At 66.4% G+C, this 14,903-nt stretch carries 10 protein-coding genes; 7 read left to right on the top strand and 3 right to left on the bottom strand.

Annotated features, from left to right (window positions below):
• Positions 1 to 71 precede the first annotated feature (71 nt).
• Positions 72 to 740 (bottom strand): hypothetical protein, encoded by a 669-nt coding sequence (locus EO141_RS20655; protein WP_127170142.1) that lies wholly within the window; start codon positions 738 to 740, stop codon positions 72 to 74.
• A gap of 281 nt (positions 741 to 1,021) precedes the next feature.
• Between EO141_RS20655 and EO141_RS20660 the strand changes: the two genes are divergently transcribed.
• A complete protein-coding gene (locus EO141_RS20660) occupies positions 1,022 to 1,642 on the top strand; it encodes a DUF4142 domain-containing protein (RefSeq protein ID WP_119130092.1) in 621 nt (206 codons plus the stop codon).
• 79 nt (positions 1,643 to 1,721) lie between these two features.
• On the opposite strand, the gene EO141_RS20665 is transcribed toward EO141_RS20660, so the two are convergent.
• Both EO141_RS20665 and EO141_RS20670 read right to left on the bottom strand, forming a co-directional pair.
• Complete coding sequence (locus EO141_RS20665) at positions 1,722 to 2,021, bottom strand: hypothetical protein (protein ID WP_127170143.1); 300 nt, start codon at positions 2,019 to 2,021, stop codon at positions 1,722 to 1,724.
• Positions 2,022 to 2,358: 337 nt separating this feature from the next.
• Entirely contained in the window at positions 2,359 to 3,249 is an 891-nt protein-coding gene (locus EO141_RS20670; protein WP_127170144.1) for a hypothetical protein, read from the bottom strand.
• Positions 3,250 to 3,599: 350 nt separating this feature from the next.
• Here EO141_RS20670 and EO141_RS20675 point away from each other — a divergent pair, with 350 nt between their 5' ends.
• The 6 genes from EO141_RS20675 (at position 3,600) to EO141_RS20700 (ending at position 14,758) form a co-directional block, all read left to right on the top strand.
• Positions 3,600 to 6,716 carry a maltotransferase domain-containing protein gene (locus EO141_RS20675; RefSeq protein WP_127170145.1) on the top strand — a complete coding sequence of 1,039 codons (3,117 nt, stop codon included), beginning with the start codon at positions 3,600 to 3,602 and terminating at the stop codon, positions 6,714 to 6,716.
• Positions 6,713 to 10,063, top strand: a complete 3,351-nt coding sequence (treS, locus tag EO141_RS20680) for a maltose alpha-D-glucosyltransferase (protein WP_127170146.1) — start codon at positions 6,713 to 6,715, stop codon at positions 10,061 to 10,063. Before EO141_RS20675 ends, treS begins: the two co-directional genes overlap by 4 nt.
• Before the next feature lie 11 nt (positions 10,064 to 10,074).
• The gene (glgB, locus tag EO141_RS20685) at positions 10,075 to 12,258 is read left to right on the top strand and encodes a 1,4-alpha-glucan branching protein GlgB (RefSeq protein WP_119130097.1); all 2,184 of its coding nucleotides are present in this window, start codon (positions 10,075 to 10,077) and stop codon (positions 12,256 to 12,258) included.
• A gap of 388 nt (positions 12,259 to 12,646) precedes the next feature.
• Positions 12,647 to 12,946 (top strand): hypothetical protein, encoded by a 300-nt coding sequence (locus EO141_RS20690; RefSeq protein WP_127170147.1) that lies wholly within the window; start codon positions 12,647 to 12,649, stop codon positions 12,944 to 12,946.
• Entirely contained in the window at positions 12,936 to 13,208 is a 273-nt protein-coding gene (locus EO141_RS20695) for a hypothetical protein (RefSeq protein ID WP_127170148.1), read from the top strand. The genes EO141_RS20690 and EO141_RS20695 overlap by 11 nt, the downstream gene beginning before the upstream one ends.
• On the top strand, positions 13,205 to 14,758 hold the full coding sequence (locus EO141_RS20700) for a PepSY-associated TM helix domain-containing protein (RefSeq protein WP_127170149.1): 1,554 nt from the start codon (positions 13,205 to 13,207) through the stop codon (positions 14,756 to 14,758). Before EO141_RS20695 ends, EO141_RS20700 begins: the two co-directional genes overlap by 4 nt.
• Positions 14,759 to 14,903: the final 145 nt, after the last annotated feature.

The raw sequence follows: 14,903 nt of genomic DNA on the forward strand, positions 1-14,903 counted from the left end.
TGGTTGGAGGTCGCGCAACCAGGTGTGCGCCTTCCTCTGCGGGAGTGCGGCGCACAGGGTGCCTGCGCTTGCTATGGCTTCTTTCGATACACCCCACCGAAGGACACGTTCATTCCGCCGCATTCCAGGTTGTCGTCGGCCAGCAGCATGTCGCCCAGCAATTGCAGGCGCACCTTGCACGTGTTCTCGTTGACCTCGACGCGGTTGCCTTCTGGATAGCCGCGCGCGGTGACCGAACCGGTGTGCGGACCGCCCGGCGTCTGTTCCGGATCGGGATAGGCGCTGGGCCAGTACGCATCGCCGTTGACGGTGATGCTGCCGTCTGCGTTAGTGGTCAATTGCAGCGCGTTGTCGCCATAGTGCCAGTGTCCGTTCCACGCCTGCGGTGTGGGCGTGGCCGCGCTTGGTTGCATCTGCAGGCTGGACTGTGCGACCCAACCGGCGGTGCCGCCGCCCTTGTTGGGATAGAGCACGCAGACATAGGCATTGCGGCGCTGCGCCGTCAGGACGATATCGTTCTTGACCACGTAGGCGCGCTCCTGGCATGCGGCCCCGCCCGTATCCGGGCAGCCATCGGTGTCTTTGAGCAGGTACAGGCGCGGCGGGATGACCTTGCCGAGGGAGAACGCCACCGGCGCGCTGGTGAACAACCCGTTGCGGCAGGTGGCATCGTCGCCGGCAGGTGCGGCGTGGACCAACGGCGAAACGCCCAACAGGGCAAGCATCCAGGCCTTATGCATGGCAATCACTCCAAATGTGGCGCGGTAGTGTGCGGCAAACCGCGCCGTCTTTCAGCAGGGAAAGTGTCACCACACGCTACGCATGCCCAGCCGCGCTGGCCCACGTGCAGTTCCACGCCCGCGCGCAGGCGCGTGCCGCCGCGTGCGGTGCGGTAAATGGTGCGGCGTTATGTCTTCGCCCTGCAGCCCACGCTTGTGTCTGATTACCCCAGTGGACGTGTATGAGCCCTCTTCACCTGGGGAGGGCGATGCTGCTGTCTTCAATCGAAAGGGAGTGGAGCATGAAACAATCACTGTTGGTCCTGTCCATGGTCGCGGCGCTGGCGCTCGCTGGCTGCAAGCCTGATGCCGACAAGGAGGCCGCAGCGCCTGCCGCGTCCACCGAGCCGACGCCGACCGGTGGCGCGGCGACCCCGACCACGCCGCCTGTCGGCGAAGCCAGCCCGGCGCCGGAAGGCGCGGCGCGGGCGAGCTCCGGCGATGACATCGCCCTGGGCCTGCTCGGGGCGGTGAACAACCACGAGATCGCCGCAGCGAAGCAGGCGCAGGACAAGAAGGTCACCGGCGCGGTGCTCGAGTACGCGAAGATGATGGAGAAAGAACACACCGAGAACCTGGAAAAGACCAAGGCGCTGGGGACGCTGGCCGAAACCCCGGACGTCAAGAAGCTGGAGAGCAAGGGCGAGCAGGACCTGTCCACGCTGGGGCAGAAGTCCGGCAAGGACTACGCGGCGGCCTACATCGATGCAATGATCGCCGGGCACAAGGACGCGCTGCAGCTGATCCAGACGCAGATGATGACGGTGGCGTCGACCGAGCCGGTCAAGCAGCACCTGACCGAGACCAAGACGCACGTCGAGCAGCACCTGGCGAAGGCGGAAGCCATCAAGAAGGCGATGTAAGCGTGGGCGTGGCAGGCCGCTGGTCTGCCACGCTCGGTCTGCAAGCGGCGAGTGAGCGCGACGTCGCCGTTTCCGAGCTTCAGGGACCCGAAAAGGGAATCAGGGAAACAGCGATTCCTCCCACAACTGCCAACAGCGCCAGCACGCTAAGAATTATCGAATACAGACGCCTGGAAAAATTGGGGCGGCGCCGGATGGCCCGAAGAATGGCGATCGGAATTAATGCATAGACCGCACAAAGGGCAATGAAGTACCAGTTGATCTGATAGGAGGAGCCCTTGCCCAGCGTGTTTCCGACTTGAAACAAGACCACTCCACCAACAAGCGACAGGAAAGAGCGGAGCGCGAATGCATTGGTGGTTCTTGTTTGAATGCTCATATCTTCACATCTCTACAATCTGGAATGTTGCCACAGCTGGGTGCCTTATCAATGTGATCTCCTCTTACGCATCCATTGAACGTGATTGCTTCAGGACCAGTGTCATCGCAACGTTGCGATGACGTCAACGCGCTGCGGTGCCACCACCCAGCAAAATCAGCGCTAGCCACTAACCAGCGCTTTCCCGCACTGTTTACATCATCGGACCCGCCATAATCGCCGAAGAGCGGCTCGGGTTCACTTGATACGCGTGCCCGGACGTTGATCGAACGTTCTCTGGCGATGCGTTCGAGCCGACGTTGCGTTGCCGTAAACGCGATGGCAACCGGCTTTCCGCTCAGCGGCACCGATCAAAGGTTCTGACGCGCGTTTGCTCTGCAATGATCAGGCGATCTTCCATCTCGCTCAGGATGAAGACTGCAGGAACGTCCTTCTTCGGCGCGTTGGCAGACGCGGTGATGATGCGCCATGTCCATGGTGTGCGTGCCAGCAGGGTGACCGCGTTGGGCCAGAGGTCTTCGCCCTTGCCGGTCATGTCATCCCAGCCGAACTGGATGAGGTGTTTGGGGTCCGCTGTCTCGGCGTCGCGGCAGGCGATCCCTGCGGTGACCCAGGCGCCTCTTAGCGGCTCAGGGAAATGGGCCTTGGGGACATGTGGTTCGTAGCTGCCAGCGCCGGTAATGCGCGCCAGGGCGCCTGGCTTCCAGGTATAAGCCCAGCTGTAGCTGCCGGGGGCGGGACAGCGCTGCGATCCGTCCGGATTGGGTTGTTCCCGTTTGCAGATCGGGGAGCTTTCCTGCACGAGGAACACGACCTCGATGCGATTGCCTTGGACTGCAAGGCGCATCACTTCGCCAGGAATCTGCTCGCTGGCGTCTGGCGTATAACCGGTCCTGCGTGCCCTGATTTCCCATGCGTCGATTGGAGCGCTGACGTTGGGTGACTTCCCGGGTGAGTACTTGCGCAATACATCGATGCTGTTGGGGCAGTCGGAAGTGGAACCCGAGCAGTACGAAGAACTCAGATAGACGATCTCATCGACTCCATCCTTGTCCAGGTCGACAACCTGCACGAAGCCGGCGTAGTCCTCCTTGACGATGTCGTCGTTGACGCTGACATCTTGCCAGAGCCCGACGATCTCTCCGGCGCGGCTCGGGCTCAGCCTCTGATCCTTTGCCGTTGCAACCGTGGCGATGGCCAATAGTGCCGCCATGACGTAGCTCCGCATCCTTGCGCTCCTTGCAGGTTGAGGCCCTAGCCTACAACGCCTGGGCGTTGGCCAGTGCTGCCTGAGCCCTCACCACAGCCGCGCTTGTTTGATTTTCGTCAATTCCACCGACACATGAAATTCGCAGCCGGGGTGCTTGACTGCATCGGTCAAGAATCGTTGCGGAGTTGCGCATGAGTGCAGTCACGGTGGGAAGGGTCGACCAGGGATCGGGTGGAGATGGGTCGATCCGGACGGGAGTTGGACTGGTGCGTCGTGAACGAGCGCCGGCGGATGTGCGGGGCGCGTCGGCCCGCATCGCTTTCTTCATCACGGCGCGCGTATGCGCCGTGGTCGGCTGAGGGGGCGCCATGCGGATCTGTGTTCTCAACGAGGCAACCGGGGACCACGCCGGGCTGGAGCAGCGCTGCAGGTCGGCGCGCGAGGCGGGCTTTGATCATGTGGTGCTCGCCCCGCCGTTTGCGCGCGACGCCCAGGGCCGGCTGAGTGAGGTGGCCGGTGCCAGCGAGGCCGACGCGCAGCGCCTGCGCGAGGTGGTGCAGGCCGCGCACCGCGCCGGCGTGAAGCTGCTGCTCGACGTGCGCCTGGACGAAGTGGGTGGCGACAGTGCGGTGGTACGCGACAACCCGCAGTGGTTCCGGGCGCGCAGCACGGCGGTGCCGGACCCGCGCCAGCCGCGCGCCACGCCCGAAGTGGCCGAGGCACGCTTCACCTATGCGCAGGAAGGTGCGGCGCTGGTGGAGTGGTGGAGCGCGCGCCTGCTGGAGTGGGCATCGCAAGGCGTGGCCGGCTTCCGGCTGTTGCAGCCGCAGCAGGTGCCGGCGCAGCGCTGGCGCGAGCTGATCACACGCGTGCATGCGCAGGCGCCGGAGGTGGTGTTTGCAGCCTGGACGCCGGGCCTGGGCATCGAGACCTTGCAGCAGCTGGCCGGTGCCGGCTTCGATGCGGCGTTCTCCTCGCTTGCCTGGTGGGACAGCCGCGGTAGCTGGTTCTTCGACGAAGACACCGCATTGCGCGCATTGGCGTCGCAGGTGGTCGCGGTGGTGGGCGCGCCCGAGGGCAAACCTGCGGCCGCTGCCGGGCAGCACTGGCAGCTGGCCCAGGCCCTGGGCGGGGCTTGGTTGCTGGACGAGGCGCAGCTGGAGACGTTGCCGTTGTCGATCAGGGCGCGCGATGGCGTGCCGCCCAGCAATGCCGGCCTGCGCTTGCGCCCGCTGCTGCGCGAGGGCACCGGCCTGACGGCGGTGGCCATCGAGTCGTTGGGTGGCTTGCCGTCGCTGCTGCTGATCAATGGCGATGCCGATCATGTGGTGCCGGTCCCGGCGCCGGACCTGTTGCGCCTGCTTGGCGATGCCGAAGCGCTGGTAGGCGAAGACGGCAGCACGCTCTCCGGTGCGACGCTGGAAGCACTGGAGCCGGGCGAGGTGCGGGTGTACCGCAGCGTGCCGGCGCGGCATGTGCTGGCGGTGCCGCGCATGCGTCCGCGCGCGCAGACCGCGGCCGCCTGGCCGCGTGTGTGCATCGAGTCGGTGACGCCGTCGGTCGATAACGGCCGTTTCCCGGTCAAGCGCACCGTGGGCGACCGCATCTGCGTGGAAGCCGATGCGTTCTGCGACGGGCACGACCGTATCGCGGTGGCGGTGCTGTGGCGTCCGGCCGATGCCAAGACCTGGGCCAGTGCGCCGATGCGTGCGCTGGGCAACGATCGCTGGCGCGCGGAGTTCCCGCTCGAGCGCATCGGCACCTATGAATTCCGCGTCGAAGGCTGGCGCGATGTGTTCGCCACCTTGCATGCGGATCTGGAAAAGAAGCGTGCCGCCAACACGGTGCTGCCGGTGGACGTGCAGGAAGCGGTGGCCGTGGTGCAGGCTGCGCACGCACGCAGCACCGGTGCGTTGGCCGAGCGCCTGCAGGCCATCCTGACCCGCATCGGTGCGCAGAGCGAGCCGCTGCAGCAGCTGGCGATCGTGCTGGAGCCGGATACCGCGCAGGCGATGGCAGCGGCCGACGACAAGCCGTTCCGCTCCGAAACCCCGATGACCTTCCGGGTGGAGTCGGAGCGGCGCGCGGCGCATTTTGCCAGCTGGTACGAATTGTTCCCGCGCTCGCAAAGCGGCGATCCGCAGCGGCACGGCACCTTCGACGATGTGATCAAGCGGCTGGCGCATATCCGCGCGATGAACTTCGACGTGCTGTACATGCCGCCGATCCACCCGATCGGCTTGAACAACCGCAAGGGCCGCAACAACTCGGTCACTGCGGTCGATGGCGAGCCGGGCAGCCCGTATGCGATCGGCGCCAGCGATGGCGGGCACACCGAGGTGCATGCCGAGCTCGGCGGGCTGGATGGTTTCCGCCGCCTGATCCAGGCCGCGCGTGCGCATGGGCTGGAGGTGGCGCTGGATTTCGCCATCCAGTGCGCGCCGGATCACCCGTGGTTGAAGGAGCACAAGGACTGGTTCACCTGGCGCGCGGATGGCTCGATTCCGTACGCGGAAAACCCGCCGAAGAAATACCAGGACATCGTCAACGTCGATTTCTACGCCAGCGGTGCGGTGCCGGACCTGTGGAACACGCTGCGCGATGCGGTGCTGTTCTGGGTCAACGAGGGGGTGACGCTTTTCCGCGTCGACAACCCGCATACCAAGCCGTTCCCGTTCTGGGAATGGCTGATTGCCGACATCCGCGGGCGCCGGCCGGACGTGGTGTTCCTGTCGGAGGCCTTCACCCGGCCGAAGATGATGTACCGGCTGGCCAAGTGCGGCTTCTCGCAGTCCTATACCTACTTCACCTGGCGCAACCACAAGCACGAGCTGCAGGAGTACGTGGAAGAGTTGAACCAGGGCGTGCCACGCGAATGCTTCCGCCCGCATTTCTTCGTCAACACGCCGGACATCAATCCGCTGTTCCTGCAGACCAGCGGGCGCAACGGCCACCTGATCCGCGCCGCGCTGGCAACCACGCTGTCGGGGCTGTGGGGCATGTACCAGGGCTTCGAGCTGTGCGAGGCCACGCCGCTGGCGCCGGGCAAGGAAGAGTATCTGGACTCGGAAAAGTTCCAGCTGCGTGCCTGGCCCGAGCGTGCGCCCGGCGACATCGTCGATGAGATCACCCGCTTCAATCAGCTGCGCCGCATGCATCCGGAACTGCAGTCGCACCTGGGCACGCGCTTCTACCAGGCGCACAACGATCAGGTGCTGTACTTCGGCAAGTTCCTGGATGCCGGCTACCTGTCGCGCAGCCGCAGCATGGTGCTGGTGGCGATCAACCTGGACCCGCAGGCGGGCCAGGACGCGGACATCGAAATTCCACTGTGGGAGTTGGGCCTGCCCGATCACGCCAGCGTGGCGGTGGACGACCTGTGGGACGGCCATCGCTTCACATGGCAAGGCAAGTATCAACACATCCGTTTAGAGGCGACGCGGCCGTTCGCGTTATGGCGCATCCGCGCAGGAGAGGTCGCATGAATGCAGTCCCATCGTTACAAGCCGACGCGGAACAGTCCGCGGTGGTGGCAGATCAGCTTTGGTACAAAGACGCGATCATTTACCAGGTGCACGTCAAGTCGTTCTTCGACTCCAATGACGATGGCATCGGCGATTTCCCGGGGCTGATTTCCAAGCTGGATTACATCGCCGAACTCGGCGTGGACACGATCTGGCTGCTGCCGTTCTACCCCAGCCCGCGCCGCGACGACGGCTACGACATCGCCGAATACATGGCGGTGCATCCGGACTACGGCAGCATCGAGGATTTCGAGCAGCTGGTGGCGCAGGCGCATGCACGCGGCATCCGCATCGTCACCGAGCTGGTGATCAACCACACCTCCGACCAGCACCCGTGGTTCCAGCGCGCACGCACTGCGCCGGCCGGCTCGCCGGAGCGCGACTTCTACGTGTGGTCGGACACCGACCAGGAGTACGAAGGCACGCGGATCATCTTCTGTGATACCGAAAAGTCCAACTGGACCTGGGACCCGGTGGCCGGGCAGTACTTCTGGCACCGGTTCTATTCGCACCAGCCGGACCTGAACTTCGACAACCCCGCGGTGCTGGAGGCGGTGCTGGAGGTGATGCGCTTCTGGCTGGATCGCGGCGTGGACGGCCTGCGCCTGGATGCGGTGCCGTACCTGATCGAGCGCTCGGGCACCTCCAACGAGAACCTGCCAGAAACCCACGCGATCCTGCGCAAGATCCGCGCCACGCTGGATGCCGAATACCCGGACCGTATGCTGCTGGCCGAGGCCAACATGTGGCCGGAAGACACCCAACAATACTTCGGCCAGAACGCCGACGAATGCCATATGGCGTTCCACTTCCCGCTGATGCCGCGTATGTACATGGCGATCGCGCGCGAAGACCGCTTCCCGATCACCGACATCATGCGCCAGACCCCGGAAATTCCGGAGAGCTGCCAGTGGGCGATCTTCCTGCGCAACCACGATGAGCTGACGCTGGAAATGGTTACCGATTCGGAGCGCGATTACCTGTGGCAGACCTATGCCGCCGACCGCCGCGCGCGTATCAACCTGGGCATCCGGCGCCGGCTGGCGCCGCTGCTGGAGCGCGACCGCCGCCGCATCGAATTGATGACCTCCCTGTTGCTGACCATGCCCGGCACGCCGGTGCTGTACTACGGCGACGAGATCGGCATGGGCGACAACATCCATCTGGGCGACCGCGATGGCGTGCGTACGCCGATGCAGTGGTCGATCGATCGCAATGGCGGCTTCTCGCGCGCCGACCCGGCGCAGCTGGTGCTGCCGCCGGTGATGGACCCGCTGTACGGCTTCCAGGCCGTCAATGTGGAAGCGCAGATCCGCGACCAGCATTCGCTGCTGACCTGGACCCGCCGCGTGCTCAGCGTGCGCAAGCGCTACCAGGCCTTCGGTCGCGGCACCCTGCGCTTCCTGTACCCGGGCAACCGCCGCATGCTTGCCTACCTGCGGTGCTACCAGGACGAGACGGTGCTGTGCGTGGCCAACCTGTCGCACACGCTGCAGGCGGTGGAGCTGGACCTGTCCGAGTTCGAGGGCCGCGTGCCGGTGGACATCATCGGCGGCGGCAGCTTCCCGCCGGTCGGCCGGCTGACCTATCTGCTCACGGTGCCGCCGTTCGGCTTCTACGCGTTCCAGCTGGTCAGCGAAGGCACCTTGCCGGATTGGCATGTGCCCAGCCCGGTACCGTTGCCGGATTACCGCACGCTGGTGCTGCGCAGCGATACCGACGAGAGCAACGCATTGCTGCCGCATCTGTCCACGCTGGAAGCGGAAATCCTGCCGGCCTGGTTGTCGGCACGGCGCTGGTTCTCGGCCAAGGACCAGGCACTGAAGCATGTGCGCATCTCGCGCCGTACGCCATTGCCCGGCGATGAGCCGATGAGCCTGCTGGAGCTGGACGTGGAGCTGGAAGACGGCCGCCACGAGAGCTACATGCTGCCGATCGGCATCGTGTGGGAGCGCGACCACCCCAGCACGCTGGCCGAGCAGCTGGCGCTGGCGCGCGTGCGCCAGGGCCGCGAGGTGGGGTATCTCACCGATGCCTTCGCACTCAAGCCGATGGTGCGCGGGGTGATCGACGCCTTGCGCGACAACGCCGCGCTGGACTTCTGCGATGGCGACGATGCCTCGCAGCAGGGCCAGGTGCGCTTCGAGGCGACCCCGGCGCTGGCCACGCTGGACATTCCGCAGGATCCGGAGATCCGCTGGCTGTCGGCCGAGCAGAGCAACAGCTCGCTGGTGGTTGCCGACAAGGCGGTGTTCAAGCTGCTGCGGCACGTGGCCAATGGTGCCAACCCGGAGATCGAGATCGGCCGTCGCCTAACCGAGATGGGCTATGCCAATGCCGCGCCCTTGCTGGGCAGCGTCAGCCGCATCGACACGCAGGGCACCATCACCACGATCGCGCTGCTGCAGGGCTTCATCCGCAACCAGGGCGATGCCTGGCGCTGGACGCTGGACCATCTGGCGCGCAGCTTCGACGAGTACGCCACCGCGCAGACCGACGAATCGCGCGCCGAAGCCATCGCCGGGTACGACGCCTTCGCCGCGGTGGTCGGCAAGCGCCTGGCCGAGCTGCACGAAGCCTTGTCACGCGACACCGACGATGCCGACTTCGCCCCGCAGCGCATCGACCTGCCGGCCGCCAACGATGTGGTGGCCGGCGTCGCCCGCCAGGTCGAGGAGATGTGGGAGACGGTCAATGCGCGTCTGGCCGGCACCGATGACGCCACCGAACGCGAAGCGCTGCAGGCGGTGCTGGCCGAGCGCCCGCAGCTGGATGCCTTGCTCGCCCAGGCGCCGAGTGTGCTGGCCGATTCCCTGCTGACCCGCGTGCACGGCGATTTCCACCTGGGCCAGATCCTGGTGGCCTTCGACGATGTGGTGCTGATCGACTTCGAAGGCGAGCCGGCCAAGCCGCTGTCCGAACGGCGCGCCAAGGCCAGCCCGCTGCGCGATGTGGCCGGCTTCCTGCGCTCGCTCGACTACGCCAGCGAAGTGTCGGCACGTGGCGAGGAAGGCACCGCCGCACGCGCGGGCGTGGGCGTGGACACGCATCTGGACGAGTTCCTGGTGCAGTTCCGCCGCCGCTCCACACAGGCGTTTCTGGATGCGTACCATGCCGTGCTCGATGCCAGCACGCACCCGTGGATCGCACCGGCGGCGTTCAACGCGGCCACCTTGCTGTTCCTGGTGGAGAAGGCCTGTTACGAGGTGCGTTACGAGGCCGCCAACCGCCCTGGCTGGCTGATGGTGCCGATCGAGGGCTTGCGACGCATCCTGCACCGCGCGCGCGCTGGTGCGGGAGACACATGATGAGTGGAGTGATGACAGCAGTGACCAATCGATGGGATCCCGGCGCGACCCGCGCCCTGGCCGAGGCACGCCATGGCGATGCATTCGCCATTCTTGGCGCGCACCCGACCGATAGCGGTCGGGTGCTGCGCACCTATCAACCGGGTGCCGACTACGTCAATGCCGTGCTCGACGATGGCCAGGTCATCGCGCTGGACGCGGGCCCGGAGCCGGGCCTGTTCGCCGGCGCGTTGCCGGCGCAGGGCGGGTATCGCCTGCGCATCGGCTGGCCCGGCGGCGAGCAGGACACCGCCGACCCGTACGCGTTCGGCCCGCAGCTCAGCGACTTCGACCTGCACCTGATCAGCGAAGGCCATCACCTGCAGCTGGCCGATGCACTTGGCGCCAACGTGATCGAGGTCGATGGCGTACGCGGCACGCGCTTTGCGGTGTGGGCGCCCAATGCCACGCGCGTGGCGGTGGTGGGCGACTTCAACAGCTGGGACGCACGCCGGCATCCGATGCGGCTGCGGCACCAATCCGGCGTGTGGGAGCTGTTCGTGCCCGACGTCGGCCCGGGGGCGCACTACAAGTACCAGCTGCGCGGCCCGCATGGGAACGAGTTGCCGGCCAAGGCCGACCCGGTGGCGCGGCGTGCCGAGCTGGCGCCGGGCACCGCCTCGATCGTGGCCGACCCCACCCCGCACCAGTGGAGTGATGACGGCTGGATGGCCACGCGCGCGCGCCGTCAGGCGCACGACGCACCGATGAGCATCTACGAGATCCATGCCGGTTCCTGGTTGCGCCAGGAAGGCGTGGACCTGGACTGGGATGGCCTGGCCGACCGCCTGATTCCGTACGTGGCGGACATGGGCTTCACCCATGTCGAGCTGATGCCGGTGACCGAGCATCCGTTCGGCGGCTCGTGGGGCTACCAGCCGCTGGGCCTGTTCGCGCCGACTGCGCGCTTCGGTTCGCCGGATGGCTTTGCCCGTTTCGTCGATCGCTGCCACCGCGAAGGCATCGGCGTGATCGTCGACTGGGTGCCGGCGCATTTCCCCACCGATGCCCACGGCCTGGCGCATTTCGACGGCACCGCGCTGTACGAACATGCCGACCCGCGCGAAGGCTTCCATCGCGACTGGAATACGCTGATCTACAACCACGGGCGGCGCGAGGTGTCCGGGTTCCTGATCGCCAGTGCGCTGGAGTTCCTGCAGCGCTTCCACGTCGACGGCCTGCGCGTGGATGCGGTGGCCTCGATGCTGTACCGCGACTACAGCCGCAATGCCGGCGAGTGGGTGCCCAACATCCATGGCGGGCGCGAGAACTACGAGACCATCGCCTTCCTGCGCCGGCTCAACGAGGTGGTGCGCGAGCACACCCCGGGCGCGGTGATGATTGCCGAGGAATCCACCGCATTCCCCGGCGTCACTGCCGATGTGGCGCATGGCGGCCTGGGCTTCCACTACAAGTGGAACATGGGCTGGATGCACGACACCCTGCATTACGCCGCGCTGGATCCGATCTACCGCCGTTACCACCATGGCGAGCTGACCTTCAGCATGGTCTATGCGTATTCGGAGCGCTTCGTGCTGCCGATCTCGCACGACGAAGTGGTGCACGGCAAGGGCTCGTTGCTGGGCCGCATGCCGGGCGACGACTGGCAGCGTTTTGCCAACCTGCGAGCCTACCTGGGTTATATGTTCACCCACCCGGGGCGCAAGTTGCTGTTCATGGGCTGCGAGTTCGGCCAGCCCACCGAGTGGAACCACGACGGCGGCATCCCCTGGCATCTGCTGGACGACCCGCGCCATCGCGGCGTGCAGACCCTGGTGCGTGACTTGAACCGGCTGTATGTCGAATACCCCGCGCTGCACGCGCAGGATGACGATCCGGCCGGGTTTGCGTGGGTGGTGGGCGATGACGCGGCCAACAGCGTGGTCGCGTTCCTGCGCAAGGGCAAGCGTGGCGACGCCCCGGTGCTGGTGGTGATCAACTTCACCCCGATCGTGCAGCACGGCTACCGCATCGGCGTGCCGCAGGGCGGCCAGTGGCGCGAGGTGTTCAACAGCGATGCCGGTATCTATGGCGGCGCGAATCTGGGCAATGGCGGTGTGGTGGGCGCCGAGCAGCAGTCCATGCATGGCCATGCGCAATCCCTGCCGCTGCTGTTGCCACCGCTGGGCGTCATCGTGCTGACGCCGCAGGGCTGATGCAGCACCCACGGCGCCGGGCCGCTGGTCCGGCGCCGTGGCACCTGTTAGATTGCGCGCCGTAGAGTGGTCCAGACCGTGTTGCGTGCGCCTGCCGGGCGGCGCAGCTGGGTGTCGACCACTGATATCAGGCGGCCCGGGGAGGGCTGCCGGGCACAGCCGCCGCCATGCCTTCCGTCGATCTCGTTACGGGAGCGTTGTGCGTGGGCGTTTTGAGTGCTGCTACTTCTTCGATGCTTGAGTGGCCTGTTCCTGTCGTGCGCAGGGTCGGGCGCGCAGATGCACCCGTGCGGGCTGCGTATTCGGGGTATGCCGGGGCGCAGGGCGGCGGCACGCGGCCTGTGCTCTCGGGCAGCTTGTCGCCCTCCGCTTCGATGCAGGTGCAGGCATGAGCGGCCTGATGACGGCGTGCTATCTGCTCGCCGCTGCGGTCTCGGTGCTGGCGTTCTACTTGGCAACCAGGCATCAACGCCTGTGGCCGCAGCGCCGGCTGTCGGCGCGTGCGCTACGCCTCGGCGCCAGCGCGTTGCTGCTGCTGTCGCTGGGCTGCGCCATCGCTGCCTTGGGCACCTGGGCCGGCATCTTCGCCGCAGTGACGGCGTTGATGCTGGTGGCGGTGGCGCTGCCGTACCTGGATGCCTGGCAGCAGGCGCGCGTGCAACGCAGGCAGGTACGCCATGTGGGCTAGATGGCTGGCCGCCGTGGTGCTGGGGCTGCCGCTTGCGGTGGGCGTGGTCGGCCTGTGCGCCTTGTTGCTGCCGGGGCCGCAGCGGAGCTACACGCTGGCGTGGTTGCTGCTGATGTTTCCGGCATGGATCGGTGCGATGGCGCTGCCGTTCGTGTTTCGTAGCGCATCGCGTGCCTGGGTCGTACTCGGCGGGTTGACGCTGCTGTGCTATCTCGCGCTTGCAGGCATCAAGGCCACGGGCTGGACGGAGCTGGGCGCATGAAAGCAGCGACCTTGCGTGCGTTTCTGTCGGTCCACAGCTGGATGGGCCTGTTAGCCGGCATGGCCTTGTTCATCGCCTTCTATGCCGGTGCCATCACCGTGTTTACTCACCAATTGAGCGGCTGGCAGACCACCCCGCCTGCCACGCAGCCGGCGCCGGCAGATCCTGTCGCCGCCGCGCAGCGCCTGCTGGATGCGGTGATCGCCCGGCATCCGCAGGTGGCCGACTCCTTCCTGGTGCTGCTGCCCGGCGAGCACGGGCCACTGGCGCGGCTGTACTGGTACGGCCCGCAGGCCGAGGCCAGCGGTGGCATGCGGCAGTACCAACAAGCCGCCGATGGCAGCCTGCTGGAGCTGCCGCAGCGGGTGGGCTTTGCCGACTTTCTCTATGACCTGCACTTCACCGCCGGGCTGCCGCGCGTGTTCGGCACCTATCTGTTCGGGGTGGTGAGCGTGTTGTACGGGCTGGCCCTGGTCAGCGGCGTGGTGCTGTATGCGCCGGTGTTCTTCAAGGACCTGTTCGCGCTGCGCATCGGCGCCAACGTCAAGCGCCTGTGGCAGGACGCGCACAACGTGGTCGGCATGCTGTCGCTGCCGTTCCATGTGATCTTCGCCTGGTCCGGTGCGGTGTTGTGCCTGGGCGTGCTGCTGCTGGCGCCGTTCCAGTTCCTGGTGTTCGACGGCAAGCTGATGCAGATCCTGGAGCCGGACTTCGAGCTCACCCCGCATGTGCAACCGGCCAGGCGTGCGGCGCCGGTGTTGCCGCTGGCGGTGCTGCTGGACAAGGCGCGCGCGGCCAGCCCGGGCTTCGTACCGGAAAGCATCGGGTTTCACGATGCAGGCGATGCCAATGCGCGTGCGGAGGTGTATGGCCATCACGCGCAGCGCCGGCTCAACACCCTCGGTGGCGTGGCGCTGGACGCGGCAACCGGCAAGGTCCTGCGCGTACTCGAACCAAGGACGATGTCACCAGGCACCGCTGCATTGCGCGGGCTGCAAGGGCTGCACTTCGGCAACTTCGGGCAGGCGCCGGTGCAGTGGCTGTATTTCCTGCTCGGGCTGGGGGGCGCGTTCCTGTTCTACAGCGGCAACCTGCTGTGGATCGAGACACGCCGCAAGCGTCGGCTGGTCGATCAACCGCGGCGCACCCACGCGATGGCGCGCCTCACCGTCGGCGTGTGCCTGGGCAGCGTGGCCGGCGTCTCGGCGCTGTTCATCGCCGCGCGCCTGCTGCCGCAAGGACAGGAGCGTCATGTCTATTACGCGGTCTTCGCGACCGTGCTGGTGTGGGCACTGATCCGCCCCACCGCACGTGGGGCGTACGAGGCGCTGCTGGCCTGCGCAGGCCTGACGGCGCTGATTCCGTTGGCCAGCTGCGTTTCCGCGCGCGGCGTGGTGCTGCCATCGCAGGACGCCACGGTACTCGGCGTGGACCTGATCGCGCTGGTGTTGGCATGGGCGTACTGGCAACTGGCGCGTGCAAGCAAACGCCGCGGACTGCAGGGCGATCCCAACAGCGTCTGGGCCTGGAAAGCGCGGACAACACAGTGAGTCGATGCACCGAGTTGATTGATACCCGGCACGCCACGGTGCGCCGGGCAACAGCTGCCGTGGCGAGGTTGGCTGCTGAACATGCTGCCGACGCTAAAAGGCGCCACGTTGACGCGACGGCATCACCCGGCAGTGCATCCTCATC

This window comes from Xanthomonas sp. BRIP62415, assembly GCF_003993515.1.
Classification (GTDB): Bacteria; Pseudomonadota; Gammaproteobacteria; order Xanthomonadales; family Xanthomonadaceae; genus Xanthomonas; species Xanthomonas euroxanthea.

Excerpts from the sequence above, each read along its gene's own strand:
- EO141_RS20690 (WP_127170147.1), top strand. The coding sequence starts at position 12,647 with ATGAGCGGCCTGATGACGGCGTGCTATCTGCTCGCCGCTGCGGTCTCG.
- EO141_RS20665 (WP_127170143.1), bottom strand. The coding sequence starts at position 2,021 with ATGAGCATTCAAACAAGAACCACCAATGCATTCGCGCTCCGCTCTTTC.
- EO141_RS20660 (WP_119130092.1), top strand. The coding sequence starts at position 1,022 with ATGAAACAATCACTGTTGGTCCTGTCCATGGTCGCGGCGCTGGCGCTC.
- glgB (WP_119130097.1), top strand. The coding sequence starts at position 10,075 with ATGACAGCAGTGACCAATCGATGGGATCCCGGCGCGACCCGCGCCCTG.
- EO141_RS20675 (WP_127170145.1), top strand. The coding sequence starts at position 3,600 with ATGCGGATCTGTGTTCTCAACGAGGCAACCGGGGACCACGCCGGGCTG.
- EO141_RS20670 (WP_127170144.1), bottom strand. The coding sequence starts at position 3,249 with ATGCGGAGCTACGTCATGGCGGCACTATTGGCCATCGCCACGGTTGCA.
- EO141_RS20655 (WP_127170142.1), bottom strand. The coding sequence starts at position 740 with ATGCATAAGGCCTGGATGCTTGCCCTGTTGGGCGTTTCGCCGTTGGTC.
- EO141_RS20700 (WP_127170149.1), top strand. The coding sequence starts at position 13,205 with ATGAAAGCAGCGACCTTGCGTGCGTTTCTGTCGGTCCACAGCTGGATG.
- treS (WP_127170146.1), top strand. The coding sequence starts at position 6,713 with ATGAATGCAGTCCCATCGTTACAAGCCGACGCGGAACAGTCCGCGGTG.
- EO141_RS20695 (WP_127170148.1), top strand. The coding sequence starts at position 12,936 with ATGTGGGCTAGATGGCTGGCCGCCGTGGTGCTGGGGCTGCCGCTTGCG.